Origin of the sequence: Biomaibacter acetigenes, from assembly GCF_003691585.1 — a bacterium.
GTDB lineage: Bacteria > Bacillota > Thermosediminibacteria > Thermosediminibacterales > Tepidanaerobacteraceae > Biomaibacter > Biomaibacter acetigenes.
Genome location: NZ_CP033169.1, coordinates 1275196 through 1301508, shown reverse-complemented (window position 1 = coordinate 1301508; position 26313 = coordinate 1275196). Strand labels below are relative to the sequence as shown.

Below are 26313 nucleotides of genomic sequence, written 5' to 3'. Positions count from 1 at the left end.
CCTCCCTTAAAATTTTTGCTCTTTGCCTATATCTTCAATGACTTCCAGCGTCAAGGAACCAATCACATTTTTTTCATCAGAGTCCAGTGTGAAATCCATCTTTTTCCTGGTTATTTTAATATTCTCCGGAAGACTTTCAAGCTGCTCCAGGAGCTGCTTTTCGGCTTCCTGCACAGCTTTCTCCACACCCAGAAACTCTTTTTTTGTCTGGATTTCCCTATAAATTATTATACTGAATTTAATATCTCCCAGGCTTTCAGGCAGCAACCGGGTTTCCCCGGCGGTTTCCGTTTCATAAAGCGCAAAGGGAATCCTGCCCCATTGGAATTTCAACGCGCTCTTCCCCAGTTGAAGTCTATACGCTTTTTTAACCTGACCTGTGGGGACCTTCTCCTCTTTCACCAGGGGAACCCTGACTGCTTTTTGATACCAGGTTCTCGCTTTTACAATGCCCCTGGCGTGGACTAAAAGCACATTGGATTGGTCTTCCTGATTTTTCTGGTCTTTCTGGCTCTGGTCCGATTTTATAGCCACCCTGCCGGTTATCAACACATCTCCAGCGCTCACAGTGTCTCCAGTTTTTACCAGAGCTTCCCCTTTGAGGGGGATGATTTCTTCAATGATACCATCTTTCGAAGCTATTATATCACAAGGTGTATTTTCTTCAAGTTCCGGCGGCATTTTCTTTTTGACAAGCTCTACCACCAGCCTGGAGCCCTTCACCCGGATCTCTCCCCAGGCAATTTCTTTGTGCTTTTGCAGGATTTTATCCAGATAATACTTCTTATCCAGATAGTATTTGAATGTGCCCTCTTTCAATCCCCACTGCCTCAAATCACTTTCAACAGCCTTTTTGAGTTCGGGGTCCTGGGTATTTACATCTATGCTCCAGATAAATGAAGACAGGAAATATATTGCGGCTACAAACAGCACGGCTCCTGCCAGAAGTATTTTTCTCCTTCTCAACTTGTAAAACATGAAGAAGATGCCTGCCCTCCGGAGGATAAATATCCGGCAACGGGTTTTTCTGGTCAGACGGCTCAAGCTGAAAAAGTCACCAACGCTCACTCGGGCTATCAGAGCTTTGTCGTCCACCCGTCTGACATCCCATAGATATATACCCTTTAGAGCAGCCTGATTGAGGAGCCTTTCAACATACTCTCCTGTTATTTTAATAATAACATATCCCCGCAAATAATTCCACAATTTAATGAGTAGCATCCCTGTCCCCCCTTCAGAGTCAATCCTCAAATTCTATGGATTTAAGTTGACCTTCTATGGTCACCTCATCGGCCACCAGTGATTTTATGAGAAGGTCTTCGCCCTTTACGATTAATGCACCTGCACCGGTATTTATGCGGACTCTGTCGGAGGCGTATTCCACTATTCCTCTGTGATTTTCAATGAATACGGCGATGCTGCCCGTTATGGTAACCCTCGGAAGATTCAGGACAATGTCCCCTGGCAGGTCTAAGGCGTCAGAAAAGCGCTTTTTGATTCCATCGGCCATTTTAAACCCCTTCTTAAACTCAAAATGGATTCTCTAAAAATTTATTCTTCATATGCAAGATTAATTACAAAAAAAAGTCCGCATACGCGGACTAATTTACATACTTTAACTGCAGGCCGGCGATCGGTGGTCCCAAAAAAGGATTTGCCTTGCGGCAAATCCTTTTTAATCCGGCCTTTTATTTACGGTATCCCGAATTCAGTTTTATTGTAGCAATTTTTTTACAAGAGTATTTACGACCCTGCCATCAGCCCTGCCCTTGACCTTGGGCATGATGGCACTCATGACCTTGCCCATATCCTTAACGCTGTTGGCTCCGACTTCAAATATGGTCTGACGTACTATTTCTTCCACTTCATCATCGGTCAATTGCTGAGGGAGGTAACTCATCAATATGTCGATTTCTTGTCCCAGCTTTTGAGCCTGTTCGGTCCTGCCGAGCCGCTCAAACTCATCCCGGTCGTCTTTAAGCTTTTTTACTTCCCGGGACAGTACTTCTATGACCTCTCCGTCATCCAGTTCATGAAGCCTCTCCTTTTCTGCGTAAAGAATAGCAGACTTGGCCATCCTTATCACCGAAAGCCTGTCTTTCTGGCCTTCTTTTAAGGCAGCTTTCATGTCCTGATTTAACACATCCTTAATAGACATGTCATCTCTCCTTAAAACTTGTGAAATTTTCTCCTTCTGGCTGCTTCGGACTTTTTCTTCCTTCTTACGCTGGGCTTTTCATAATGTTCCCGTTTCCTGACTTCTGAAAGAACGCCTGCCCTCTGGCACTGGCGTTTAAATCTCCGAAGTGCATTGTCCAGTGATTCGTTTTCCCCTACTCTTACTTCTGCCACTCTTACTCCCTCCCTCCACTGCTCTTTTGCTGCAACTCATTTAATTATAAGGCTTTGAAAGGCTCCCGTCAATATCAGCCGGGAGGCCATGTCATAAACCTGCCTCCTAGTAGATGAAAATGCAGGTGGCCTACCGTTTGACCTCCATCATCGCCGGTATTGACTACCAGTCTGAATCCCTTATTATCTATATTATTTTGCCTGGCAAGATTTTGTGCTACCCGTATGATTTTATTTAAAATTTCCTTGTTTTCGTCATTTATTTCCATTATGGAAACCAGATGTTTCCTGGGGACTATCAGGAGATGGATGGGGGCCTGAGGATTAATATCTTTAAAGGCTATCACATCATCATCCTCATAGACGGTATTTGCCGGTATTTCATGTTGGGCAATCTTGCAAAAAATACAGTCCATCTTTCCCACCTCCTTACATTGAACTACTTGCAATATTTTTCTTAAAAATTATTCCACATTCAAGGTCAAATTTCCTGCTTGCAGCAAAATTTTTTTAAACTGCTCATGCGCTAAAGCCAAAGCAGCATTGTCCTTGCTCATGTCCGGATTTCGCCAACAAGGTGGTCGGGAGTATTTTCCTTGAGGGTTACCAGCGCCAGTTTATTGTGAAGGTTTTCCCCGGATGAAGCCACGACTTTTATATAATTTCCCGTTAGGCCTTCATAGGTATTATTATCCACCTCTTCTTCAAATAATACCTCTACTGTATCACCTAAAAATTTTTGCCGGAAATTTTTCTCCAGCTCCCGGCTTAAAGCGATAAGTTTGTGGCTTCTTTCCTCTTTAACGCTCTTTTTTATGGGGTTGGGCATTTTAGCAGCTGGAGTGCCTTCCCTGGGCGAAAATGGAAAAACATGCAGCCGGGAGAATCCTACTTCCTGTATAAAATTGAAAGTGGCATCAAATTCCTCTTGAGTTTCTCCGGGAAATCCTACTATGACATCGGTGGTTATGGAAACATCGGGCATTTTCCCCCTGATGTATTCCACCCTCTCCTTGAATTGAGCGGTGGTGTAGCGGCGGTTCATGCGCTCAAGCACACTGTCGCAGCCGCTCTGAAGGGGTATGTGAAAGTGATGGCAGAAATTTTCGAGTTTGGAGAGGCCTTCTATAAACTCATCGGTGAGTTCCAGAGCTTCAATAGAGCTCAGTCTGATTCTCCTTATGCCCTCGATTTTGGAAAGCCTGGAAACCACTTCAAACAAATGAAGCCCCTTTTCCCTGAAATCATGGCCGTATAGTCCCAGATGGATTCCCGTCAAGACTATTTCTTTAAAACCTTCTTCAGCAAGCTCTTGCGCCTCTTTTATTATGCTTTCTACCGGCCTGCTCCTGACGGGCCCTCTTGCATAGGGGATAATGCAGTAGGAACAGAACATATTGCATCCTTCCTGAATCTTGAGAAAAGCCCTGGTCCTCTGCCTCAAGCCCTTGAAGGCGATTTCCTCAAAACTTCTCTCCTTTGAGATGTCCTCAACGGCCACGATTTGCTCATGCTTTTTTATGGACTCCTCAATCAGGTCCACTATGCGGCGGCGGTCTTTGGTGCCCACGATTACATCAACACCGGGTATCCGGGATATCTCACCGGATTCTAGCTGCGCATAGCAGCCCACCACCGCCACTACTGCATTAGGGTTTATCCGGGAGGCTTTTCTTATCATCTGTCTTGACTTTCTGGCACTTTCATTGGTTACATCGCATGTGTTTATTACATAAATGTCGGCCGGTCTTTCAAAATCCGTTATTTCATATCCCCGCTCTTTAAAAAGCTCGGCCATGGCATCGGATTCATACTGATTTACTTTACATCCGAGGGTATAAAAAGCTACTTTAGGCATTTCTACCTCCCAGTTCACCCAGTTCATACATTATTGCGGCACAAACCGCTATGGATGCGGTTTCGGTCCTCAGAATCCTGGAACCCAGGCTTACCGGCACGGCACCGGAACTTTTTGCCTTTTCTATTTCCCCGCCGGTAAAGCCCCCTTCGGGACCTATGAAAACCGCTATCTTTAAAGCATCTTGGCGTTGGACCCCGTTCAGGATGTTCTTTAAAAAACATGATTTTTCCTGCTCCCAGGGTATGATGGCCAGATTATAGTCTTTTATATCTTTCAGGCTCTCATCAAAGCCTTTCACTTCGGCTATTTGCGGTATATCCATGCGCATGCACTGTTTGGAAGCTTCCTGCACGATTTTTTTCCACCGCTGCATACGGTTTGAAAGCTTCTCTTGTGAAAGTTCAACAACAGTCCTTTCGGTTATAATGGGAACAAATTTCGATACGCCTATTTCGGTGTTTTTCTGAAGGATGAAATCCAGTTTGTCCCCTTTGGGCAAACTCTGGAACAGGGTTATGACTGGTTTTATATTCTCTTTTATATTTTTCTCTATAATTTTTGTTTTTATTTGAATATCTTTTGTATCTATTTCTTCTATTACGGCCGTGGCTTCCGTATTTTTTCCGTCGGAAAGTTTGAGAAGATCCCCGGGCTTATACCGCAACACTTTTATTATATGGTGGGCCTCATCTCCCGAAATTATTACAGTATCATTTATGTCCAGTTCTTTAAAAATAAAAAACCTGGGCGTAAAATTCACCCCCATCAGTTTCCGATGGGGGCCTGTTTTGATACCAGTGCAACCCATTCACCTTTTTCAGACTCTTCTACCATGTCAAAACCGTTTTTCTCCAGGGCTTCCACCACTGAAAGCTTGCGGTCTTTTATGATGCCCGATGCCAGAAAAAGGCCGCCTTCTTTTAGATTCAAAGGAACCTCTTCGCTCAATTCTATAATGACATCGGCGATGATATTGGCCATTATAATGTCCGCCTTAAAAGAAATATTCTGCAGCCTGTCACCCCTGAGCACCTTCACTACCGAGCTTAAATTGTTTCTTTCTACGTTCTCCCGGGCAACCTTTACCGCCACATCATCCCTGTCGATGGCCACAACATGGGAAGCTCCCAGTTTCCCAGCCGCTATGGATAGTATGCCCGAACCGCAGCCTATGTCTATGACAGCAAAACCACTCTTCATATATTTTTCCAATAGTTCCATACACAGCCTGGTGGTTTCATGAGTGCCGGTACCGAAGGCCATGCCCGGGTCAAGGTCTATCACAATTTCCCCTGCCTCTGGCCGGTATACTTCCCAGGAGGGTTTTACCACGAGACTTTTCCCAATGTGGGTTGGCTTGTAATATTTTTTCCAGGCATTGGCCCAATCCGTATCGGAAACGGTGGCCATGGCCATTTCACCCTTGCCTATGTTTAAGCCATATTCGGGGAGTTGCTTTACCCTTTCCCCGATTTCCCTGACTCTTTCGGCAAGGCTGCTGTCTTCCACCAGATAGCCCGTCACCACGGCTTCTTCAAAATCAATGCCTTCAGGAATTTCCACATAATCCCACTGCTTTTCATCCTGAGGACGAAGGTAATCCCTGGGGTCCTCTATGACAACTCCCATAACACCCGCTTCATAGAAAATATTGGATATAGCTTCAATGGCTTCGGTGGAAGTTTTTATTTTAATTTCAACCCAATTCATATTTACCTCCCGGCTATACGCCAAAGGCATCTTTCATCTTGCCGAAAAACCCCTTTGACGGACCTTTTAATTCCTCGCCGCTTATATCGGCAAATTTTCTCAGGATTTCCTTTTGTTTTTCGTTCAACCTTTCGGGTATAACCACATTTACCCTGACATGCATGTCTCCCCTGCCATATCCCTTTATATGCGGAATGCCTTTGGCTTTCAGGCGGAAATTTGTCCCTGGCTGGGTCCCTTCGGGTATTTTTAACTTTATCTTGCCCTCCAGCGTAGGTATTTCGATTTCATCGCCGAGAGCCGCCTGCACAAAAGAAATATGGGCTTCATATATGAGGTCATCTCCATGCCTTGTAAAAAGCTTGTGGGGTTTGACCCGGATCACTACATAAAGGTCTCCCGGAGGTCCGCCGCGCTCGCCGGGCTCTCCTTCCCCACTTATCCGAAGGCGTGAACCTGTATCCACACCGGCTGGAACCTTTACCTTGATCTTTCGGTTGGCCCGCACCTGACCACTGCCATGGCAGTTAGGGCATGGGGCCTCCACGATGGTACCCCGCCCGCCGCACCTGTTGCAGGTGGTGATGTTCACAAACCTTCCAAAGGCCGTATTCTGTACATTTTTTACCTGTCCGGTACCGCCGCATAGCGGGCATGTGGTGGGATGGGTTCCGGGTTTTGCTCCGGTGCCATGGCATTTTTCGCACTTTTCCATGCGCGACACCTGGATTTCCTTTTCTATTCCGGTAGCAGCCTCTTCCAGAGAAATCTCCATATCATACAGCACATCGGCGCCGCGAACGGGTCCATGCCGCCTTGTTCCTCCAAATCCGCCCCCGAAAAAGTTTTCAAAAATATCTCCGAAGAACTCTCCTCCGAAATTGCCGAAGTCACCAAAATCGCCGAATCCGCCAAAATTGCCGGCGTCAAAATTCCCCTGGCCCACGCCGGCATGGCCGAACTGGTCGTACCGGGCCCGCTTTTCGGGGTCTTTCAGCACTTCGTAGGCCTCGTTTATTTCCTTGAATTTTTCTGCAGCATCCTTATCATTTTTGTTTACATCGGGATGGTACTGGCGCGCAAGTTTTCTATATGCTTTTTTTATATCGTCTTCCGATGCGTCTTTGCTTACGCCGAGCACTTCATAATAGTCTCTTTTGGCCAATCGGCATCACTCCAGTTAAAAGCCGGCCCGGAAAGAGCCCGCTTTTATTTCTTATCATTGTCATCCATCACTTTATAGTCCGCATCCACTACCTTTTCGTCTTTTTTACTTTCATTGGCCGCTCCTCCACCGAAGGGATTCGCTCCCGCTCCGGGGTTAAAGTTTGGACCTGCTCCGGGGTTTCCCTGGCCTGCTGATTGATACAGTTTTGAAGAAATATCGTAAAACACCTTGGTCAGGTCATCAGTGGCTTTCTTTATCCTTTCAACATCGTCGGATTCCAGAGCCTTCCTGACATTTTCTATCTCTTTTTTCACCTTATCGACATCTTCCTGGCTTATTTTATCCTTTAAATCACCCAGCATCTTTTCGGACTGGTATATGAGGGAATCCGCATGGTTCTTTGCTTCAATCTTTTCTTTTTTCTTCCTGTCCTCTTCTGCATATTTTTCGGCGTCTTTGACCATCCTCTGTATTTCTTCTTCTTTCAAACCTGTGGATGAAGTTATGGTAATTTTTTGCTCCTTGCCGGTGCCTAAATCTTTGGCAGAAACGTGGACTATGCCGTTCACATCGATGTCAAAAGTTACCTCGATGCGGGGCACTCCCCTGGGGGCCGGAGGAATTCCGGTGAGCTGGAATCTGCCCAGGGTGACATTGTCGGCTGCCATGGGCCGTTCGCCCTGTAACACATGTATATCCACCGCTGTCTGGCCATCGGCCGCCGTCGTGAATATCTGGCTCTTGGATGTGGGTATGGTGGTATTCCTTTCTATAAGCTTTGTAAACACGCCCCCCAGGGTCTCTATACCCAGGGAAAGCGGAGTGACATCCAGAAGCACCACATCGTGAACTTCGCCTGCCAGTACTCCTGCCTGGATGGCAGCACCCATGGCTACCACTTCGTCCGGGTTGACACCTTTATGGGGCTCCTTGCCGATGAACTTTTTGATGGCTTCCTGCACTGCAGGAATCCTGGTAGAGCCTCCCACCAGTATGACCTTGTCGATGTCCTGGGGCTTGAGCCCGGCATCGCTTAAAGCCCTCTGGGTTGGTCCCATGGTAGCTTCCACCAGGTCTCGCGTAAGTTCTTCAAATTTAGCCCTGGTAAGAGTTATGTCCAGGTGCTTGGGACCGCTGGCATCGGCGGTGATAAAGGGAAGATTGATGTTGGTGGTCACCATGCTGGACAATTCTATTTTGGCTTTTTCCGCGGCCTCTTTCAATCTCTGAAGGGCCATGCGGTCTTTTCGTAAATCTATGCCGTGTTCTCTCTGAAATTCATTTGCTACATAATCGATGATGCGCTGGTCAAAATCGTCACCACCCAGGCGGTTGTTTCCGCTGGTGGCTTTGACCTCAAAGACACCATCACCGAGTTCCAGTATGGAAACATCGAAAGTGCCGCCTCCCAGGTCAAAGACCAGTATGGTATGATCTTCCCCTTTATCGAGGCCGTAAGCCAGAGCTGAAGCCGTAGGTTCATTGATGATCCTCAGCACTTCAAGGCCTGCGATCTTACCCGCATCTTTTGTGGCCTGCCTCTGGCTGTCAGTAAAGTACGCGGGTACGGTGATTACCGCCTGGGTAATTTTTTCTCCCAGATAACTTTCCGCATCCTGTTTTAGCTTTTGTAAAATCATGGCAGATATTTCCTGAGGAGTGTAGGCTTTGCCGTCTATATTTACCTTATAGTCGGTACCCATGTGCCTTTTAATAGATAGTATGGTTCTTTCGGGATTCGTGATAGCCTGACGTTTTGCGAGCTGCCCTACCAGGCGCTCACCGTCCTTTGTAAAAGCTACTGCGGAAGGAGTAAGTCTTGACCCCTCGGCATTGGGAATAACTACAGGCTGGCCTCCTTCCATATATGCAACTACTGAGTTTGTAGTACCAAGATCAATACCGATTACTTTACCCATAAAAACACCTCCGTTATTTTTAGCAACTTTGACCATGCTGGGTCTTATGACTTTTGTATGGAATAAATAACCCTTTTGCAAGACTTCAATTACGGTATCATTTTCATATTCCTGGCTTTCCACCTGCATGACCGCCTCGTGGAACCTGGGGTCAAAGGTCTTGCCCTGAGCATCGATTTCTTTTACATCATATTTTTCCAGCACTTTTTTGAGCTGCTGGTAAATAAGCTGGATTCCCTTATAAATGGGGCCTTCCCTGTCCTCTATGGAGTCCATGGCCCTTTCAAAATTGTCCACCACGGGAAGGATATCTTTAATCAACTGTTCCCCTGCATAGAGATGAATATCCTGAATTTCTTTTTGAGTTCTTTTTCTAAAGTTGTCGAAATCCGCCTGGGCTCTATACCAGCGGTTCTTGTATTCATCGATTTGCTTTTGTTGATCTTCAATGGTCTTTTCCAGAGTTTCAAGTTTTTGTTTTAAATCATTCTCGCTGTTACTTTCTTCTTTTATTTCTTCATCGCCCGTACCCGTGCTGCCATCATCTTTTTCTTTCAGGGCGTTTTCCACATCTTTATCCTTTTCTTCCCCGGGCTTTAAATTCATTTGGATCACCTCACCTCTTTTGTTTTAAAATGTTTTAAAAATCCATTTCAGCCATGCCATTTGGCGTTTCGGCCCCGGGCTTGCTCGGAACTGATTCGTCCTTCTTCTTGATTATGGTATCTATCCTGAGAATAGCTTCGGTAACTTCCCCTGCAGCCTTGATGGCATGCAGCTTTACCAGGGCAGGGTCTAGCACCCCGAGTTCCACCATATCCGCCACTTCTCCGGTTTCACAGTTGATTCCGATGGAGAAGCTGTTTTTTTTCAGATTGGGTGAAATTTACTTCTTCCATCTTTTCCAGGGGGTTAAATCCTGCATTATACACAATCTGGGCCAGGGGCCTTTTAAGGGCGGCACATACGCATTCCACCCCGTACGAAGCCATGCTCTTCATTTTATCCTTTTCTTTTTCCAGTTCCCGGGATATGGCCATTTCCACGGCTCCGCCGCCCGGAACCATGCCGAAAAGCACGGCAGCTTGCAGGGATGAAGCGGCATCCCTGGCTATACGTTCCCTTTCGCCGACTATTTCCTCGGTGGCTGCCCCCACCAGGATGGTGGCCATGGGTTTGCCCTTGCCTCCCACTATCCTTATCTGCTCCAGTTTCTCATCTTCATATACCTTATCGGCCCGGCCTATGTAGTTTTGTATCTCTTGTGCCGGCTTTTTAAGGCCCATACGCTTTATTATCCTTGCGCCGGTATGTTCCGACACCCTCTCCAGGTCTTTTCTTGATACCCTTTCCAGTACTATAATGCCTGCATCGGTCAGGAGTTCCTCGGCCTCATCGCTTACATTTTTATCCACCAGTATGAGATTTATATTCAAATCCATTATTTTCTTAAGGTTCTCCTTGAACTCCTGCTTGAGTTCCAGATAACGGGTAAATCCTGCTTCCGTCCTGAGGGCTTCTGGGGCAATTTCTTCGGGTTCCAGAGCATCATCTATCAAAAGCACCTTTACATCGTTGATTTCGTCGGGCATCTGTTTATTCATTTTTTCCTTATCAATTATTATGCCCATAAAAACCTCATTGTCTGCTCCCGCCCGGGACATTACAATGTCCTTTAATTTGAAATTCTTTTCTCTAAGTTTTTCTTCACCGATAAGTTTTGCCGCCTTTGTGACGAGCTCTGCAATGTCCTCATGCTCCCTTCCGGCTATGAGGGCTATATTCTTCAGTGCCGGGTCATTTATATCCCTGACCGGAATGATGTTCGCGCTCAGAATCTCCCGGGCTTTTTTTACCCCGTATTTTACGCCCTCTATGACCCGGGCCACAGGTACACCCTTCAATATCTGGTTCACGCCTTCGGAAACCATGGTTCCCGCCATAATGGTGGCCGTGGTGGTCCCGTCTCCTACCTCTTCCTGCTGGGCTTTTGCGATGTTGATGAGCATTTTAGCTGCCGGATGGTTTACATCCATCTGCTTTAAAATCGTAACTCCATCGTTGGTGATGGTAACCTCTCCAAAACGGTCCACCAGCATTATGTCCAGACCTTTGGGACCGATGGTGCCTTCAACGGCCGATGCGACGGCTCTTATGGCATTGGAATTGGTGATGAGAGCTGCCAGTTTTTCATCCACTTCCTGGGCGCTGTTATCCTTGAATGTCAATATCAAAACCTCCTTAATAATTTACGAATGCGGAAGAAAACCCCGCCCATAGGGTCGAGGTTTAAATCCGGTGTATCTTACAATAGTGATGTAATGGCTTTGTTGAGATAGTCGGTTACTTTCTCAAGTATGGAAAAAACTTTAGAGTATTCCATGCGGGTGGGGCCAATTATGCCGCAAATGCCCAGGTTTTTATCCTCAACGAAAAAACCTGTGGTAACAATGCTCAGTTCTTGAAATTCGCTCCAGGGATTTTCACTGCCTATGGTAACTGTTATGGTGTTGGGCTTGCATGCAGTCTTGAGAGCCCTTGTGATCAGGTCATGCTGTTCCAGGAGAGATAGAAAATTCCTGGCCCTTTCCACATCCCTGAATTCTGGAAACTCCAGCATCCTGGAACTTCCCGAGGCGTAGACCTTACTATTCTCTTTTGTGTCGTCAAGGTTTTCCATCAACAAATCCAGCAGTATATTTAAAACACTGTCATATTCTATCATGTCATCTTTTATGGAATTCATAACTTCTGGAGTTATTTCTTCAAGGGCTTTCCCCCCGAGATTGCTGTTTAATGCATTTGATATTCTCTGCAAATCCGAATCCGTCAAATTCTGAGGTATCTCTATAATGTGATGGCTGACGGTACCATAATTGGTTACTATGATCATGAGGCCTTTCTTTTCTTCCAGCCGTATTATCTGCACGTGCTTCAACCTGCTGCATTCAAGCTGGGGCCCCAGAATGATGGCGGTATAGCTGGTAAGTTTGGATATGACCTTTCCCGCCTCTTCGATCAGGTCCTCCAGTTCTTTGACACGCTTTTTGAGAAGCTTCTTTATAAAGGATTGCTCGTATTCATCCAGCTTCCTTGAAGGCATCAGAAAGTCCACATAAAACCTGTATCCCTTATTGGATGGTATGCGCCCCGCCGATGTATGGGGCTGAGATAGGTATCCCAGTTCTTCCAGGTCCGCCATTTCGTTGCGGATCGTGGCCGGGCTAATTCCGATGTGATATTTTCGGGCTATGGTCCTGGAACCAATGGGTTCGGCCGTGGCTATATAGTCATCTATGATAGCTGAAAGTATTTTCATTTTCCTTTCATCCAGCATATAACTCTCACCTCTTTTTAGCACTCTTAACACGAGAGTGCTAAAATTCTAATTAAAAAAATATCACTTCGGATTTTTTTTGTCAAGAAGATTAAGGCAAAAATTCTACAAATACTTCGTTGGCCAGGTCCAGGCCCCGGTAAGTGAGCTTCAAATGTATATCATCTTCTTCAAGCAAGCCCGATGCTAAAAGTTTTTCGATGGTACTGCCGTAAATTTGATGAATATCCTTTCCGAAACGTTTTTTAAAAGCTTCTTTATTCAATCCCTCTATCAGCCTCAGCCCTAAAAAACAAAATTCCGCCTGCTGCTCCCGGATATCTATATGTTCCGTTTTCGCCACCGGAAGCATTTTTTGTGACAGGCATTTTATATATTGCTGCGGGGAGAGGTAGTTATAAAACCTGAGGCCATCCATAAAGGAATGGGCTCCCGCACCGAGGCCAAGATAATCTTCATATTCCCAGCAGGCCATGTTGTACCGGGACATCCGGCCTGGTTTTGCAAAATTAGATATTTCATAATGGATAAATCCTTGCCTCTTTAGATATTCCACGGCTTTATGGTACATGGCCCGCTCTTCATCCTCGCCCGGGAGTTCCAGCAAGCCCTGTTGCTGCCATTTGTAAAATACGGTACCTTCTTCCACTGTCAGCGAATAGCAGGATATATGTTCCGGAGAAAGTTTGGCCAGATATTCCAGAGTTTCCATGAAGTCCGAAAGGGTCTGCCAGGGCAGGCCAAATATCACATCTACATTTATATTGTCAAAACCTGCTTGCCTGGCGGTTTTGAAACTTTCTTCAAATTCCTTCGCCGAATGAATCCTGCCCATGACTTTCAAAAGCCTGTCCTGGTAAGCTTGAAGTCCCAGGCTCAGTCTGTTTACCCCGAGATTTCTTAAAAGCAAAAGCTTTTCCCGGCTTGAAGCGCCGGGATTGGCTTCTATGGTAAATTCGGCGTTGGATTTTATTTTGAAGCGCCGGCGGATGCAGTCTATCAAGGTCTCCAGGTCTTTTTCACTTAGAAGGGTTGGGGTTCCTCCGCCGATATATACTGTTTTTACCGGACGATTCATGTATCTATATAATGAGATTTCCTTTTGTAAGGCTTCCATATAGGAAGGCACCAGTTCCGGCGCAGCATAGGAGTTAAAGTCACAGTAATTGCATTTTTTGACGCAAAAGGGAATGTGGATATATAGAGAAATTTCATTCATATTGTTACTCCATTTTCAATACAGCCATGAAGGCTTCCTGGGGCACTTCCACATTCCCCAGCTGGCGCATCCGCTTCTTGCCTTCTTTTTGTTTTTCAAGAAGCTTTTTCTTTCTGGTGACATCACCGCCGTAGCATTTTGCAAGAACATTTTTCCTCAGGGCACTTACTGTTTCCCGGGCAATGATCTTGCCTCCTATAGCAGCCTGTATGGGTATCTCGAAAAGATGGCGGGGAATTACTTCTTTTAGCTTTTCCACCATCTGCCGGCCCCGGCTATTCGCCTTATCCTTGTGAACGATAAAAGACAGAGCATCCACTATTTCTCCGTTTATAAGGATATCCAGCTTGACAAGCTCGGATTTTTTATAGCCCGAAAGCTCATAATCCAGGGATGCATAGCCCCTGGATCTGGATTTGAGTTGGTCAAAGAAATCGTAAATTATTTCCGAAAGGGGCATGTCATATTTTAATATTACCCTCTTTTCATTTATATACTGCATATCCTTAAAGGTCCCGCGCTTATCCTGGCAAAGCTCCATGATCGTACCCACATATTCGGTAGGAAGCATGATGGACGCGTCTACATAAGGCTCTTCAATATATTCTATTTCCGTTGGGTGCGGAAAATTAGTGGGGTTGTCCACGTTGATCTGCTCCCCGCTGGTCCTGGTGACTTTGTAAATGACACTGGGGGCAGTGGTGATAAGGTTCAGGTTATATTCCCGCTCAAGGCGTTCCTGAATCACATCCATGTGCAGCAATCCCAGAAAACCGCATCGGAATCCGAATCCGAGAGCCGCCGAAGTTTCAGGTTCAAAAAACAGGGCTGCATCATTTAATTGCAACTTGCCCAGCGCGTCTTTTAGATTTTCATAATCCTCGCCTTCGGCAGGGTACATGCCGCAAAATACCATGGGCACCGCTTTTTTATAACCGGGCAGCGGTTTTTCCGCAGGCCTTTCAGCATCGGTGATGGTGTCTCCCACCCGGGTGTCGGTAACATTTTTTATACTGGCCACCACATACCCGACCTCTCCAGCTTTCAAGCTGTCAACGGATACCATGTCGGGCTTAAAAACGCCCACTTCGGTAACTTCAAAGCTCTTGCCTGTTGACATCATTTTAATGACCTTTTTCGGTGATATTTCCCCTTCCATGACACGCACAAAGGCCACAGCCCCCTTGTACGAGTCGTAAAAGGAGTCGAATATGAGAGCCCTCAACGGGTCCTCAATGCGGCCTTTTGGGGGAGGGATAAATTTAACAATGGCTTCCAGTACATCCTTCACCCCTGTGCCTTCTTTGGCCGAAGTCAAAACGGCTTCTTCGGTGGAAAGCCCGATTACCTCTTCTATCTCTCTTTTGGTTTCTTCGGGGTCGGCGCTGGGGAGGTCAATTTTATTTATTACTGGCACTATCTCCAGATTATGTTCCAGTGCAAGATAAGTGTTGGCCAGAGTCTGGGCCTCTATACCCTGGGTGGCGTCTACCACCAGCAGAGCACCTTCGCAGGCGGCCAGGCTTCTTGAAACCTCATAGTTAAAATCCACATGTCCGGGTGTATCTATTAGATTCAAAAGATAGTCGTGCCCGTCATCGGCGTGGTATATCATCCTAACCGCCTGGGCTTTGATGGTGATACCCCTCTCCCGCTCCAGTTCCATTTTATCAAGAACCTGGTCTTCCATCTCGCGAGGGGGTATGGTCTCGGTATATTCCAGCAGTCTATCGGCCAGGGTTGATTTTCCGTGGTCAATGTGGGCTATTATACAGAAATTCCTGATTCTTTCGCGGGGTATAGACATTTATTCCACCTCATTTTCTTCAGCCCTTTTTACATTCAATTATACATTTCGGCGGATTTTTTATCAAGATTTACCCCGCTCTTAACTTGAACCCCAGGTTTACAAGAGGATGAAACTTTATATCCCTTCCTGAAATTCTTATGTTGACCTTTTTCCTGTCGGCATAGAAATCGGCTATCTTGAATGTACTGGCAAATTGCCAGTGTCTGCCCAAAATGGAAAAGTCATAGGACCTGTCCCGGGCATCGAAATCAAAGTCAAAACTTGCGGGCCTTTTATCGATACCCATAGTGGCATACACGCCCTCTTCGGCCGCCCGAAGTCCCAGGGCTAAAACAAAAAGAAAGATGATAATCAATGTCAATAAATCCTTATAGTTCACAGATACTCACCTTTTAATAAAGATGAAGGAGGTGCACAGTTTGCCTTAGCGAACGACTTGTGCAGCACCGGTAACATATCAGATGTCGGAGGCCAGAAGTCAGATGTTGTTCTTATTTTTTTATTGTTGGCCAATATTTTCATTTTCATTCAGCAGCGTCAAACTTTTTACTACTTCTGAGAGCGCCCGGGCAAAGGCTTTTGCGGATTCTATGGATTCCTCCATGGTATTCCCGTGACTGCCTATTTCCACAAGAATAGCCTTTTTGGAAAGATGCTGGTTAAACCTCTGCTCCCTTAAATCTATCTCTCTGGAAATGCCCGGATAGAGTTCTTCAAGCTTATTATTGACTAGAACACCGAACCGGTAATTCTCCTTCCAGTGCGGGTGTGGAAATACCTTGTCGCTGCCGATGACCAGCATGATTCTAGAATAGGTCTTGCCGTCAATCTTAACTGTGGTCAATTCCCTTGATTTTTGAGGATCTGCCGTAGGGGCATCGCGGTGAAGATCTATTATTATTTTTATGGATGGATTTGTTTTGAGAATTTGTTCCACAGTCTTCAGGGAATTGGTATACGATGTCATGTATGTGGGCACATCATGCACGGTCTTGTCATGTAAAGTAGGGATGCCCATCTTATTTAGTTCGTCGGCCATTACATCTCCAACTCTTGCTACGCTGAATCTAAGGTCATTGGTATGGTATGCCTTATCTCTGGGGTTGTAGTTATAGTTTTTTGAAGGCATATATGATTCCGTGGTATGGGTATGGTATATTAGAACCAGCGGCTTTCCCTTCATGGGCACGATTTTTTCCACCTCTGCCGCCGATGTGTCAGGTTCCGGAACTTCTGGCGGATTTGTCGAGGGTTCATGTTCATTTTCCACCGTTGGGGGATTTTCCGGGGGCAGTTCCACTCCTGGCGTCGAAACCATTTCCGTCTTGACAATACTTATAATGGGAACCTGTATTGAAAAATAACTTCTCGGGTTATCTAAATCCACATTTGTCATCATCCGGAATGCAGTTCTTGCCAGGGAAATATAATTTACCAGGGGAAATCGTTCATTGTTTACGGCATTGATCACAGGTAAACCCCAGCATATGAGTTTCCTGAGGAACCCATTATCCAACCTATGTACGAAATTTATATTAATATCAATATTTTTTTTGCCCGAACTGCCGAAAACCGGAACTACTTTTGGAGAAAGGCCGGTTCTGATCACCGAAGCAACCAAACCCAAAATTAAAATGCCTAAAACTGCAAATAGTATGTATTTTTTAATTTTTATTACTTTAAACCTTATCAAGTCTATCACTTCCTCCCATAAAACATATTCACCGTACACAAAAAAAATGAGGCTTTTTTTGCCTCATTTTTATTGGAGAAAAGTGCTCACCTCCTCATAACTTATCCCGGGATGAAGGGCCAGGTTTAAACCCCCGGCCAGCGTCCTGGCTGTGTTATCTATCAGGGAATCTATCTCCTTTGGAGTTACTACCAGTTGTCCCACAAAAGGAGACATGACTTCCTGTATTAATTTATATTTTTCGTCTTTGTCCAGATCCTGCAACAGTCTATAAAAATCACTGCCGGGTTTTGCCTGTCGGGTAAACTGGCCTATCAACATGTCCAGAGTGTCATTGGCCATGGTAGCCGCATCCACTACTGTGGGCACTCCTATGGCAATAACTTTAACACCTATGGTTTCTTCAGTAATGCCCATGCGGCGATTACCTACCCCGGAACCCGGATAAACACCGGTATCGGCTATCTGGATGGTGGTGCTGATGCGCTCCATACTTCTTGCTGCCAGGGCATCAATGGCAATGACAAGTTGGGGTTTTACCTTTTCTACCAGACCCTTGATTACTTCGCTGGTTTCTATGCCGGTTATTCCGAGAACTCCTGGTGCCAGAGCGCAAACGGGACGGATTCCATTTTCCGTGTTAAATTTATCGGGCATTATTTCCATCAGATGTCTGGTGATAATCAGTCTGCTGACAACCTTGGGCCCCAGAGAATCCGGTGTTACATTCCAGTTGCCCAGACCTATGACAAGTATGGTAGCATCGGCCGGTAAATCTATCATATTTTTTATTTCCTCGGCCATATTTTTACTGACTTCTTCGGTAAGTTTCGGATCTTTTTCCTTGAGGCGAGGCACTTCCAGCGTGACATAATAACCCATGGGTTTACCCATGGCTTCGGCTCCAGCCTCGTTTTCTATCCTGACCCTGCTGATGGTCATTTCATCAGATTTTTCAGTATCGACCCGCACCCCGGAGAGTTCCTTGCCGCCTGTAAGCTCCCTTGCTTCGATGGCGAGATCGGTGCGAATGTTTTTGTTTATAATCTACCCCTCCTCATCGAAGCTCGGTGGGCACAAAGGCATCAATAATACCTATTACAAGAGAAGCAAGCAGAGCTCCCCACCATGTAACACTCATGGCGGGAACCAGGAACTGGGCGAAATATATGACCACTGCCGCCGTGATAAAGCCCACTATACCCCGGTTTTGCGGGGAAATCTTATTGCCTAAAAGACTTTCCACTATAAAGCCCAGTATGGCTATGACGATAGCCGCAATCAGGGCTCCTGTAAAGCCTGCCACCTTGAAACCGGGCAGGATAAAACTTACCAGCATCAACACCAGCGCTGAAACAATAAACCTAATTATCATACCTACCATAAATTATCACCTCCAATTTGTATTCTTTTATTATATTAACCTTAAGATTTTTATAATATGCAGGACAGAAATCTTTTTGTCCCTTGCATTTTAACAAATGAAATGATAGAATAATGTCTAGCATTTCAAGGGGGTGAAAAGTTTTGCCAAATATTGCATCGGCCAAGAAGAAAGTCCGCCAGGCCAGAACCAGGACGCTCAGGAATAATCTGGTTAAATCTCAAATGAGATTTTCCATTAAAAAATTCGCCGAGGCTTTAAAATCAGCCGATTCCGAAAGCATCAAAACCAGCCTGGTCAATGCCATAAAGGCCATTGATAAGGCCGCTTCCAAAGGTGTTATTCACAAAAATGCCGCTGCCCGTAAAAAATCCAGCCTTTATAAGAGGATGTCACAATCCAACATAGCAGTAAGTTAATCAGCGTAAGCCGTCGCTTACGCGATTTTTTTTCCAGTTTAATTTAAGTTGTTTTGAGAAAAAATAATTATGAGATTAGAATATCTAATCTCAAAAATACCTGGAGGTGGTTGACTTGGATAAAGTAATGGAGCTTCAGCAGCAGATTCAGCAGTTCCAGCAAAACCTTAACAATTTTAACCAGATAGTTAATCAACTCTCCCGGGCTGAACAGAACAATGCCATGCAGCTTTCTCAATTATCTTCTTCTGAATCCGCCACAGCTCAAAGGCTTCAGCAGCTGCAACAGGCCGAACAGAAAGCCACTGAACAGCTCAGTATGATGCAGAGGATGTGCAATGATCTTTCACGGCAATTGCAGCAGTTAACTTCGGTCAGTCGGGATATTGGAACACAGGTAACTCAGGCCGAAGCCCAGAGAAAGGCCGGACAGTTCGGCTACGCGGGGCAGCAGTATCAGCCTCAAATAGGGCAGACAATTTCGACCGGCACTCCGCAGGCGAGGATGGCAGCCTATAATCAGGAATTCGGTCAGCATACGGCTCAACCGGTTTCACCGGCCAGAGGTCAGCAGCAACAGTACAGGACTTCGGCCTACAACCAGGAATTCGGCCAGCACACAGCCCAGACCGTGGCGCCGGCTAAAGGTCAGCAACAGCAGTACAGGACATCGGCCTACAACCAGGAATTCGGTCAGCATACAGCCCAGACCGTAGCACCGGCCAGACAGCAGCAACCTTCCAGGTATCAGTAAACAAAAGGGGTCACTTTTTCCCACCGGAAAAGTGACCTCCTTTTATTTTGTTGCTATCCTTGTGATAAACAATTCTATACCCTTTCTGTCATCAATTTTTCCCCTTTTTATGTCAAGGTCCAGTTGTTGACACCATTTTAGAGCCTGTCTTAATTCCTCCTGGGAAAAGTTTTTGGCCTGTTCAATGGCTTTTTTTAGAACAAAAGGATGTAGATTCAGCTTTTGTTTTATTTCCTGATAATCCGCATTTTGTAAGGATTTCACCGAGATTAGGTCCATAATGTGTTTTGAAATCATAAAAAGGATTACAATTCCCTTTTCACCCTGCAATAATAAATCATTCAGGATAGCAATAGCCAGCGCTGGTTTTTTCATGCCCATATAATCCATCAAATCAAAAATGTTGTTTTCCAGGGATTTTGAAAATATTGACTGAATTTCATTTTGTTGTATGGTCTGTTTTTCACCTGCAAAGGCCGTTACCTTTTTAAGTTCCATGTCAGTTTGATAGAGGTCCCTGGTGTACTGGGCCATGAAATATGCTGCGGATAAATCCATCTTCTTACCGTAGAGTTCCGCCCTCTTTTGCACCCACAGGGCTTTCTCCTTGAGGGATGGCGCCGGGAACTCCCGGACAATACCTTCCTTCTGGATTAATTTAAAGATTTTTTTCCTCTTATCCACTTTTTCGCAGGTAAATATGAGCTGGGTATATGGAGGCACTTTTTGTAAAAATTTTGCAAAATCATCCTTTTTGTCGGATTCCTGCCCGTCTTTTTCATTTTTAGTGCTCTCAAAAAAACGGGCGTCATACACTACCACCAGTTTTTTGTCCTGGAGCATCGGCACTGTTATGACGGCATTGATTATTTCATCCTCGGACACGGTTTTACCGTCAAGACCGATAAAGTTAACTGCTTCAAGATGCGCAGGAATCATTGCGGTTTTTATTTTTTCTATCTCTTCTTTTATTAATAACTTCTCATCACCGAAAAACAGCTGGAGATTTTCCATAATTTTCACATCTCCCCGGGAATTGATGTAAATATTTTAACATTATTTTTCTGTATTTTAAAGGTCACCGCTCCCTGAAGGTCTGTGCGAAAAATTTTAATGCCTTTTTGCTTTAACATGTCCAGAACCTTCGGAGATGGATGGCCAAAGCTGTTGTCCTTGCCGGCAGAAATCACCGCAAAGGTGGGATTCACCCTTGAAAGAAACTCCCCTGAAGTGGATGTGGCACTGCCGTGATGTCCCGCCTTTAATACTTCTGCTTCAAGATCCAATCCTGAGTTTAAAAGCTGCCTCTCGCCTTCAAACCCAAGGTCTCCTGTAAACAAAAAACTCATGTTGTCAAATGTCATTTTTAATACCACGGAATTGTCATTGTCATTAGCTAAAGTACTGTCCCGGGAAGGGTTCAATACTTCAAAGACCGTTTCCCCCATATAAAATTTATCGCCGCGGCCTACCTGAATCAACCTTATCTTTTTACTTTGGGCAATTTCCAGCATGTCTTTGTAAATGTCCGAACCTGCAGGTTTGCCGTAAATTACCGTGGTTACCTTCATATCTCTTAAAACTGTCAATAATCCCCTGGCATGGTCATCGTCAAAGTGGCTGAAAATCATAACATCGATGTGATCAACACCCCTGCCGTACAAAAAGGGCTCCACAATCGCCGACCCCACATCAAAATCCCCGGTGTAATATGCGGGCGTTCCCCCACCATCTATTAACACCGTGCCTCCGTTTTCCGTCCTTATAAAGATGCAATCCCCCTGGCCTACATCCACAAAGGTCACTTCAAGGCCGGAGTTTTTGGGGATTATTAGTAAAAAAAACACCGCTGCCAGCACTGCTGCACAAGCTTTTTTTACTTGAGGTGCCGCAGCGAAAGGAACCGGGATGATGTTAAAAATAATGGCTATCAATATAAAATACAGAATGATAATAATGGGGGATAATACTGGTACTACCAGGACTGACAGAGGAACCCCGGAACTTATGACCGCAGCCCTTTCCGCGAAGGTCAGCAGAAGGCCGGCTATTTTAACAAGCACCGCTCCCAATGGCGGAAAGATGATGCCCACCAAGCCCGAAATTATGCCGGCTATCAATACAAGACTTACCACAGGAACTATAAATAGATTTGAAATGAAACCTATCAGAGAAACCCGGTGAAAATAGTACGCCGCAAAAGGCCATACCGTCATTTGAGCGGACATTACTATCGCCAGGGAGTCCCTGAGAAAATGCGGAAGGGACGAAAGAATATCCCGAAAGGTTTTATAAAAAAGGATAATCCCAAGGGTGGCGGCAAAGGAAAGCTGAAAACTGACGGAAAAAAGGTTTAAGGGATTTATTAGAAGCAGCAATACCGCCGCAAAGCCGAGGGAGTTTAGAGCATCGTTTTCCCTTCCTACCAACCTGCCCAGCATTAATACCACAATCATGACTGCAGCTCTTGACACCGAAGGGGATAGGCCTGCCATGAAGGAGTAAAATATTATAGCCGCTGAACCTGCCAAAAAGGAAAAAATGCGGGGAAAATTAAAGAAATCAAAAATACTCTGAAGTACCCCATAGATGATGGCAGTATTCATACCGGACACGGCTAGCAAATGGAGTGTACCCGAATCCGAAAAGGCCCTCAGGGTTTGGTCTGAAATATTGCCTTTTAAGCCCAGAACGATGCCCACAAGCAGCGAGGAAAGGTCTGGGGAAAGATTTTTTTCATAGAACGCCGAAATACTTTCTCTTAATGAATAGGCAGCCCTGATAAAGGGATTTACGGAATACGGGCCGATAAATTCTATTTCCCGGGAAAATAAATTTTACTTCGAACCTAAACGAATATTTCAGAACAAACCCCGTAAAATCAAGGTTTTGCGGGGTTTTTGTTTTTTAATGATGAGTATAAAATTGAATAAAAATGAAAAATTTTTTTGACGAATTTTTGACGGATAGAAATTATTATTGTTTTTGTGCTCTTGGAGTAGAAACAAAAGAGCAATTCTAAAATACAGAAGTAAAATTTCTTATAATAAAATTTTTGTCAAAAATAAAGGAAAATAATGCTTTTTGTAGAATAATTTTTTTTAATAATTGTAAAAAGGGAGGAATTCTTATGCCATTCTGCATTAATTGTGGAGCGGAATATCAACTTGGAAGTAAATTTTGTGCGTCATGTGGCAATAAACTTGATCAAAATGCCCAACCCACATCAATGACTACAAAAGAATATATTGACGAAGAAAAGATCTTATGGGAGGGGAAACCTTCAGGCCTTACGGCCAGAGCACTGGACAAAGCAAATCTCAATTCCACTACTTATATGCTTACCAATCAAAGACTTATAATAAAGACGGGACTTATAGGCAAAAAACAAGAAGAGATGGAATTAATCAAGGTTAAAGACATTATTGTAAAGCAGGGCATAACAGAAAGAGCTCTGGGAATCGGTGATATAACAATAGCATCCACAGACCCTTCCACCCCGGTCCTTAAGCTTAATGATGTGAAAAAACCTATGGAGGTAAAGGAAATGATAAGAAATGCGGTAAGAGCTGAAAAGAATAAGCAAGGTGTAAAATATGAGGAAAGACTATAAAAAATTATAAGAAGGGACCCTCTAAAAACGGTCCCTTTTTCTTTTACATACAGTTTCTTCAGAGCAAATAAAAAAATCCCCCGGCCTTAACCGGGGGTGTCTTCTTTCTTCTCTATTGCATTAGCCCATTCTTCGCCGAAGACATCTTTCATTTCTCGCAAGGCAGCCTCGATCAACCCTTTCACTTCTTCAGCGGTCAGGTTCAACCCTATTTTTGCCGCCTGTTCCACAAGCCATTCTGCCGCCTTTTGATATTTTTCTTCGCCATGTAGGTCCTTGTATACCTGCTCCACAAACCGCACAGCCAATAATGCAAGTTCCTGTTTTGCGGTTAGTTCCTCCTGTATTTTTCGCATTTTTTTCCGTCCCGAGTTTCCGCCGAAGCAGCTCAACTAAAAAACCTGCCAACAACGGTATCAGGATAGCCAGCAGGTCATAGGCCAGGTTTAAAATTTTATCTTCCATTATTTTGACACCTCCACTTGTTTCTTTTTATCATTCCAATATACTTTCAACTTAACTTTTTCACAAAGCTTTCTAACTTCAACATAAGTCTTATTATCAATAATCACTCCTTCCAACTCTTCCCCATCAAATAATACTTTTGTTTTAACCAAATTATCATCCCCTTTATTTGCAACATTCTGACCAAAAAATTTTAAAATAGCTTTAGCCTGGGCCTCCGCTATTTTCTCACGCCAGGCAGGATCCTTGAGCAGCTTTTCAGCCTCAGGGTGGGTGTGAAACTCTGATTCCACTATCACTGCCGGCATCTTGGTCATCCGTATAACACCATAATAATCCTGGCCAGAGTAATTTTTACTTTCACGGCTGAATACCCTCCGACCCGGAAGTCCCAGGGCCACAAGCTCATCGTAAATAAGCTGTGCAAGCTTTTGCCCTGGGCCACCATGAATACTGTGAATCACTTCTACTCCTCTGGCTTCAGATGGGCCAGCATTGGTGTGTTCGCTGATGAAAATATCCGCTCCCCAATTGTTTGCAATTTGAGCTCTTTCAGCCAAAGATAGTGTCATATCTTTTTCTCTGGTAAGTTTCAGCTGGTGACCGGCGGCCCGAAGTTTAGCAGCTAGGCGGAGAGATATGTCCAAAACTCCATCTGCCTCAATATATCCCGTGGGCCCACGGTTGGCCCGATCTTGTCCTCCGTGCCCGGGGTCAATACAGATTTTAGCCATCTATTCCATCCTCCTTTGTAGGCAAATCTAAAGGCTTTTCTACACTTGAAGTTTCAGTCTCTGATGATAGTATTACAAAGTCCTGATCTAACACTTTTTCCTGCTTCCGTTTTGTCCAGTTAAGCAGCGGTTCTAGCCATGTGGCACCCGCATCGATAAGATTTTCCATGACTGATTGTGATTCACGTAAAAACATGATTGAATAAGCTACTGTGGCCAAGAACACCGCTACCCTATCCAGCATTGTAACTCTAACACTAAGACCGGCCAGGATCATGATTGATAAATAGCTGAATAACTTAATCTTTGTTCCTTCCCAGAAACTCTCACTATTGATTTTGTGGGTCCTAAAAGCGGCTAGAATCCCGCCATTTCGTTTACCCAGGGCATAATATTTTGTGATGATATCCAGCACTACCGCCCCGCCCAAGGCTCCAGCCGCAGGAATGTAGGCTGCATCCGGAAATAAAACATAATTTGCCGCAACAACAAAAAAAGCCCATATTGGTTTGACTGAGTTAAAAGCTTTTGAAAAATATTGCTCTAATTCATGCAACTATCACACCTCCAATATAAAAGCCTCGGTATAAACCGAGGCTAAGATTACTATTGAACATGATATTTTTTATACTGTTCTTTTTTGTGTTCATCACTAATTTGAGCATATACTTGCGTTGTGGCCGGGTCCTCATGACCAAGAAGGGCCTGAACCGTACTTATATCGGCACCATTGTTCAAAGTTAGGGTAGCAAAGGTATGCCTCAAAGTATGTGGATGAACGCTTTTTTGAATGCCGGCCCGATCTGCTATGATATGTATTTCTCTTTGTATGCCTCTTTTGGAAAGTCTTCGATAAGGCTGGCGTTCCGTGATAAAAAGGGCTGGTTCTCGGTCAAGCCGATTCATCAAATATTTCCGCAGGTGATACATGGCTTTGAATGAGAAGAAAACTTCCCGCTCTTTATTACCCTTTCCTATCACTCGGGCCGACGCTGTTTGCCAATTGATATCGTCTCGATTCAGAGCTTGTACTTCAGACAGCCGGCATCCAGTAGCATATAACACTTCGATGAGTGCCCGTTCACGGTAGGTCTGGCAGGCCTCTCGGATCATCTCTAATTCCTCTATAGTCAACGCCTTCGGCATCCTCTGTTCCTTTTTCGGTGGCTTGATTTTCCTGGTTGGGTCCCGGGGGATGATTTCTTCCTCCGTGAGCCAGCTGAAGAAACTCTTCAGGACCGACAGCTTTTTTGATATCGAACTGGTCTTTAGATCCGGAAAATCCCCAAGAAATACCCTTATGTCGGCAGTAGTTATGTCTGTCACAGGTTTTCGGACCTTCTCAGCGAAGATACGAAGCTCAAGCTGATATCCCTCTAATGTAAGCGGGCTCAAGCCTTCCAGCTTTTTAGCTGCCAGGAATAACCGGACCTTGTCTTGGATATCCGGGTGGGCACCAGGTAGTTGTGCCGGCCTGACATCATATAAAGATAAAATACCGGCCAACCGCATTCTTAATTTAATTTGGTCGATTTGTGGAGATAATGAAACGACTTCGGATGAGATTTGGGTAAGCAAAAGTTCCTCAGATGATTGGGAAATAGTAGGCATGATATGAACACCCCCGTAAAGTGTTTTTGCCCCGTAGAATGATTGAAGCAGGCGGCGCCTACGGGAAGCGCTTTTTATCTGACTGATCAGGTCAGACTAGCCTGCTCATATTATACCATATCATGTCTAAAAACCCAAGTCAACGTCCGAACTTTAGTTTGCATTTTATTGTTTAATTTTTAAAAGGAAAAAACCCTACCTTCGTCGAATTTTCAAATTAATGATTGTAGAAATATGACATGGAAGGAGGGATCTTTTTTGGCG

General features: G+C 44.8%; 28 protein-coding genes and 1 pseudogene. 3 read left to right on the top strand and 26 right to left on the bottom strand.

The window, feature by feature from the left end; translation table 11 throughout:
* Nucleotides 1-6: 6 nt before the first annotated feature.
* The 20 genes and pseudogenes from yqfD to D2962_RS06265 all read right to left on the bottom strand — a co-directional run bounded on the left by yqfD (nt 7) and on the right by D2962_RS06265 (nt 18453).
* Nucleotides 7-1221 (bottom strand): sporulation protein YqfD, encoded by a 1215-nt coding sequence (yqfD, locus tag D2962_RS06350; protein ID WP_122014516.1) that lies wholly within the window; start codon nt 1219-1221, stop codon nt 7-9.
* A 19-nt stretch (nt 1222-1240) separates the two neighbouring features.
* Nucleotides 1241-1510, bottom strand: a complete 270-nt coding sequence (gene yqfC / locus D2962_RS06345; RefSeq protein ID WP_120766994.1) for a sporulation protein YqfC — start codon at nt 1508-1510, stop codon at nt 1241-1243.
* Nucleotides 1511-1714: 204 nt separating this feature from the next.
* Nucleotides 1715-2158 (bottom strand): GatB/YqeY domain-containing protein, encoded by a 444-nt coding sequence (locus D2962_RS06340; protein ID WP_120766995.1) that lies wholly within the window; start codon nt 2156-2158, stop codon nt 1715-1717.
* A gap of 11 nt (nt 2159-2169) precedes the next feature.
* Entirely contained in the window at nt 2170-2352 is a 183-nt protein-coding gene (rpsU, locus tag D2962_RS06335; RefSeq protein WP_120766996.1) for a 30S ribosomal protein S21, read from the bottom strand.
* 74 nt (nt 2353-2426) lie between these two features.
* Nucleotides 2427-2768 carry a histidine triad nucleotide-binding protein gene (locus tag D2962_RS06330; protein ID WP_120766997.1) on the bottom strand — a complete coding sequence of 114 codons (342 nt, stop codon included), beginning with the start codon at nt 2766-2768 and terminating at the stop codon, nt 2427-2429.
* 137 nt (nt 2769-2905) lie between these two features.
* The gene (mtaB, locus tag D2962_RS06325; RefSeq protein ID WP_122014515.1) at nt 2906-4210 is read right to left on the bottom strand and encodes a tRNA (N(6)-L-threonylcarbamoyladenosine(37)-C(2))-methylthiotransferase MtaB; all 1305 of its coding nucleotides are present in this window, start codon (nt 4208-4210) and stop codon (nt 2906-2908) included.
* On the bottom strand, nt 4203-5021 hold the full coding sequence (locus D2962_RS06320) for a 16S rRNA (uracil(1498)-N(3))-methyltransferase (protein WP_245984927.1): 819 nt from the start codon (nt 5019-5021) through the stop codon (nt 4203-4205). Before D2962_RS06320 ends, mtaB begins: the two co-directional genes overlap by 8 nt.
* Nucleotides 4979-5923, bottom strand: a complete 945-nt coding sequence (prmA, locus tag D2962_RS06315; protein ID WP_120767000.1) for a 50S ribosomal protein L11 methyltransferase — start codon at nt 5921-5923, stop codon at nt 4979-4981. The genes D2962_RS06320 and prmA overlap by 43 nt, the downstream gene beginning before the upstream one ends.
* Before the next feature lie 13 nt (nt 5924-5936).
* Nucleotides 5937-7088, bottom strand: a complete 1152-nt coding sequence (gene dnaJ, locus D2962_RS06310; RefSeq protein ID WP_122014513.1) for a molecular chaperone DnaJ — start codon at nt 7086-7088, stop codon at nt 5937-5939.
* 44 nt (nt 7089-7132) lie between these two features.
* Complete coding sequence (gene dnaK / locus D2962_RS06305; RefSeq protein ID WP_222927748.1) at nt 7133-9010, bottom strand: molecular chaperone DnaK; 1878 nt, start codon at nt 9008-9010, stop codon at nt 7133-7135.
* A gap of 30 nt (nt 9011-9040) precedes the next feature.
* Nucleotides 9041-9616, bottom strand: a pseudogene (gene grpE / locus D2962_RS19480) (nucleotide exchange factor GrpE); the annotation flags it as partial.
* Nucleotides 9617-9650: 34 nt separating this feature from the next.
* Complete coding sequence (locus D2962_RS19855) at nt 9651-9827, bottom strand: hypothetical protein (protein ID WP_281273744.1); 177 nt, start codon at nt 9825-9827, stop codon at nt 9651-9653.
* A 19-nt stretch (nt 9828-9846) separates the two neighbouring features.
* The gene (locus tag D2962_RS06300; protein WP_281273743.1) at nt 9847-11238 is read right to left on the bottom strand and encodes a TCP-1/cpn60 chaperonin family protein; all 1392 of its coding nucleotides are present in this window, start codon (nt 11236-11238) and stop codon (nt 9847-9849) included.
* A 77-nt stretch (nt 11239-11315) separates the two neighbouring features.
* Nucleotides 11316-12347 (bottom strand): heat-inducible transcriptional repressor HrcA, encoded by a 1032-nt coding sequence (gene hrcA, locus D2962_RS06295; protein ID WP_120767005.1) that lies wholly within the window; start codon nt 12345-12347, stop codon nt 11316-11318.
* A gap of 91 nt (nt 12348-12438) precedes the next feature.
* The gene (gene hemW, locus D2962_RS06290; protein WP_122014511.1) at nt 12439-13566 is read right to left on the bottom strand and encodes a radical SAM family heme chaperone HemW; all 1128 of its coding nucleotides are present in this window, start codon (nt 13564-13566) and stop codon (nt 12439-12441) included.
* A gap of 4 nt (nt 13567-13570) precedes the next feature.
* Complete coding sequence (gene lepA / locus D2962_RS06285) at nt 13571-15373, bottom strand: translation elongation factor 4 (protein WP_120767007.1); 1803 nt, start codon at nt 15371-15373, stop codon at nt 13571-13573.
* A gap of 70 nt (nt 15374-15443) precedes the next feature.
* Nucleotides 15444-15755 carry a histidine kinase gene (locus D2962_RS06280; RefSeq protein ID WP_122014510.1) on the bottom strand — a complete coding sequence of 104 codons (312 nt, stop codon included), beginning with the start codon at nt 15753-15755 and terminating at the stop codon, nt 15444-15446.
* 120 nt (nt 15756-15875) lie between these two features.
* Entirely contained in the window at nt 15876-17078 is a 1203-nt protein-coding gene (spoIIP, locus tag D2962_RS06275) for a stage II sporulation protein P (protein ID WP_425456608.1), read from the bottom strand.
* Between the two features lie 60 nt (nt 17079-17138).
* The gene (gene gpr, locus D2962_RS06270) at nt 17139-18113 is read right to left on the bottom strand and encodes a GPR endopeptidase (RefSeq protein WP_122014509.1); all 975 of its coding nucleotides are present in this window, start codon (nt 18111-18113) and stop codon (nt 17139-17141) included.
* 13 nt (nt 18114-18126) lie between these two features.
* Nucleotides 18127-18453: a phage holin family protein gene (locus D2962_RS06265; RefSeq protein ID WP_120767010.1), complete on the bottom strand. Its 327-nt coding sequence runs from the start codon at nt 18451-18453 to the stop codon at nt 18127-18129.
* A gap of 143 nt (nt 18454-18596) precedes the next feature.
* Here D2962_RS06265 and rpsT point away from each other — a divergent pair, with 143 nt between their 5' ends.
* Both rpsT and D2962_RS06255 read left to right on the top strand, forming a co-directional pair.
* Nucleotides 18597-18872 carry a 30S ribosomal protein S20 gene (gene rpsT / locus D2962_RS06260; RefSeq protein ID WP_120767012.1) on the top strand — a complete coding sequence of 92 codons (276 nt, stop codon included), beginning with the start codon at nt 18597-18599 and terminating at the stop codon, nt 18870-18872.
* A 115-nt stretch (nt 18873-18987) separates the two neighbouring features.
* Nucleotides 18988-19626 (top strand): hypothetical protein, encoded by a 639-nt coding sequence (locus D2962_RS06255; protein WP_122014508.1) that lies wholly within the window; start codon nt 18988-18990, stop codon nt 19624-19626.
* 42 nt (nt 19627-19668) lie between these two features.
* Here the strand turns inward: D2962_RS06255 and holA are convergent, their stop codons facing one another.
* Together holA and D2962_RS06245 are read right to left on the bottom strand one after the other, a co-directional pair.
* Nucleotides 19669-20640, bottom strand: coding sequence for a DNA polymerase III subunit delta (holA, locus tag D2962_RS06250; protein ID WP_122014507.1), 972 nt, complete (start codon nt 20638-20640; stop codon nt 19669-19671).
* Between the two features lie 5 nt (nt 20641-20645).
* Nucleotides 20646-22445, bottom strand: a complete 1800-nt coding sequence (locus tag D2962_RS06245; protein ID WP_122014506.1) for a DNA internalization-related competence protein ComEC/Rec2 — start codon at nt 22443-22445, stop codon at nt 20646-20648.
* Between the two features lie 311 nt (nt 22446-22756).
* Between D2962_RS06245 and D2962_RS06240 the strand changes: the two genes are divergently transcribed.
* A complete protein-coding gene (locus D2962_RS06240; protein ID WP_122014505.1) occupies nt 22757-23239 on the top strand; it encodes a PH domain-containing protein in 483 nt (160 codons plus the stop codon).
* 86 nt (nt 23240-23325) lie between these two features.
* On the opposite strand, the gene D2962_RS06235 is transcribed toward D2962_RS06240, so the two are convergent.
* The 4 genes from D2962_RS06235 to xerA form a co-directional block, all read right to left on the bottom strand.
* Nucleotides 23326-23595 carry a phage holin gene (locus tag D2962_RS06235; protein WP_222927706.1) on the bottom strand — a complete coding sequence of 90 codons (270 nt, stop codon included), beginning with the start codon at nt 23593-23595 and terminating at the stop codon, nt 23326-23328.
* 108 nt (nt 23596-23703) lie between these two features.
* Nucleotides 23704-24438: an N-acetylmuramoyl-L-alanine amidase gene (locus D2962_RS06230; protein WP_122014504.1), complete on the bottom strand. Its 735-nt coding sequence runs from the start codon at nt 24436-24438 to the stop codon at nt 23704-23706.
* Complete coding sequence (locus D2962_RS06225; protein ID WP_122014503.1) at nt 24431-24994, bottom strand: phage holin family protein; 564 nt, start codon at nt 24992-24994, stop codon at nt 24431-24433. Before D2962_RS06225 ends, D2962_RS06230 begins: the two co-directional genes overlap by 8 nt.
* 50 nt (nt 24995-25044) lie before the next feature.
* Nucleotides 25045-26049, bottom strand: coding sequence for a site-specific tyrosine recombinase/integron integrase (gene xerA / locus D2962_RS06220; RefSeq protein ID WP_122014502.1), 1005 nt, complete (start codon nt 26047-26049; stop codon nt 25045-25047).
* Nucleotides 26050-26313: the final 264 nt, after the last annotated feature.

Excerpts from the sequence above, each read along its gene's own strand:
- lepA (WP_120767007.1), bottom strand. The coding sequence starts at position 15,373 with ATGTCTATACCCCGCGAAAGAATCAGGAATTTCTGTATAATAGCCCAC.
- holA (WP_122014507.1), bottom strand. The coding sequence starts at position 20,640 with ATGGAAAATCTCCAGCTGTTTTTCGGTGATGAGAAGTTATTAATAAAA.
- xerA (WP_122014502.1), bottom strand. The coding sequence starts at position 26,049 with ATGCCTACTATTTCCCAATCATCTGAGGAACTTTTGCTTACCCAAATC.
- D2962_RS06320 (WP_245984927.1), bottom strand. The coding sequence starts at position 5,021 with ATGGGTTGCACTGGTATCAAAACAGGCCCCCATCGGAAACTGATGGGG.
- D2962_RS06240 (WP_122014505.1), top strand. The coding sequence starts at position 22,757 with ATGCCATTCTGCATTAATTGTGGAGCGGAATATCAACTTGGAAGTAAA.
- D2962_RS06340 (WP_120766995.1), bottom strand. The coding sequence starts at position 2,158 with ATGTCTATTAAGGATGTGTTAAATCAGGACATGAAAGCTGCCTTAAAA.
- hemW (WP_122014511.1), bottom strand. The coding sequence starts at position 13,566 with ATGAATGAAATTTCTCTATATATCCACATTCCCTTTTGCGTCAAAAAA.
- yqfD (WP_122014516.1), bottom strand. The coding sequence starts at position 1,221 with ATGCTACTCATTAAATTGTGGAATTATTTGCGGGGATATGTTATTATT.
- mtaB (WP_122014515.1), bottom strand. The coding sequence starts at position 4,210 with ATGCCTAAAGTAGCTTTTTATACCCTCGGATGTAAAGTAAATCAGTAT.
- yqfC (WP_120766994.1), bottom strand. The coding sequence starts at position 1,510 with ATGGCCGATGGAATCAAAAAGCGCTTTTCTGACGCCTTAGACCTGCCA.
- D2962_RS06265 (WP_120767010.1), bottom strand. The coding sequence starts at position 18,453 with ATGGTAGGTATGATAATTAGGTTTATTGTTTCAGCGCTGGTGTTGATG.
- D2962_RS19855 (WP_281273744.1), bottom strand. The coding sequence starts at position 9,827 with ATGGTGGAACTCGGGGTGCTAGACCCTGCCCTGGTAAAGCTGCATGCC.
- prmA (WP_120767000.1), bottom strand. The coding sequence starts at position 5,923 with ATGAATTGGGTTGAAATTAAAATAAAAACTTCCACCGAAGCCATTGAA.
- D2962_RS06235 (WP_222927706.1), bottom strand. The coding sequence starts at position 23,595 with ATGCGAAAAATACAGGAGGAACTAACCGCAAAACAGGAACTTGCATTA.
- D2962_RS06230 (WP_122014504.1), bottom strand. The coding sequence starts at position 24,438 with ATGGCTAAAATCTGTATTGACCCCGGGCACGGAGGACAAGATCGGGCC.
- dnaK (WP_222927748.1), bottom strand. The coding sequence starts at position 9,010 with ATGGGTAAAGTAATCGGTATTGATCTTGGTACTACAAACTCAGTAGTT.
- D2962_RS06330 (WP_120766997.1), bottom strand. The coding sequence starts at position 2,768 with ATGGACTGTATTTTTTGCAAGATTGCCCAACATGAAATACCGGCAAAT.
- hrcA (WP_120767005.1), bottom strand. The coding sequence starts at position 12,347 with ATGCTGGATGAAAGGAAAATGAAAATACTTTCAGCTATCATAGATGAC.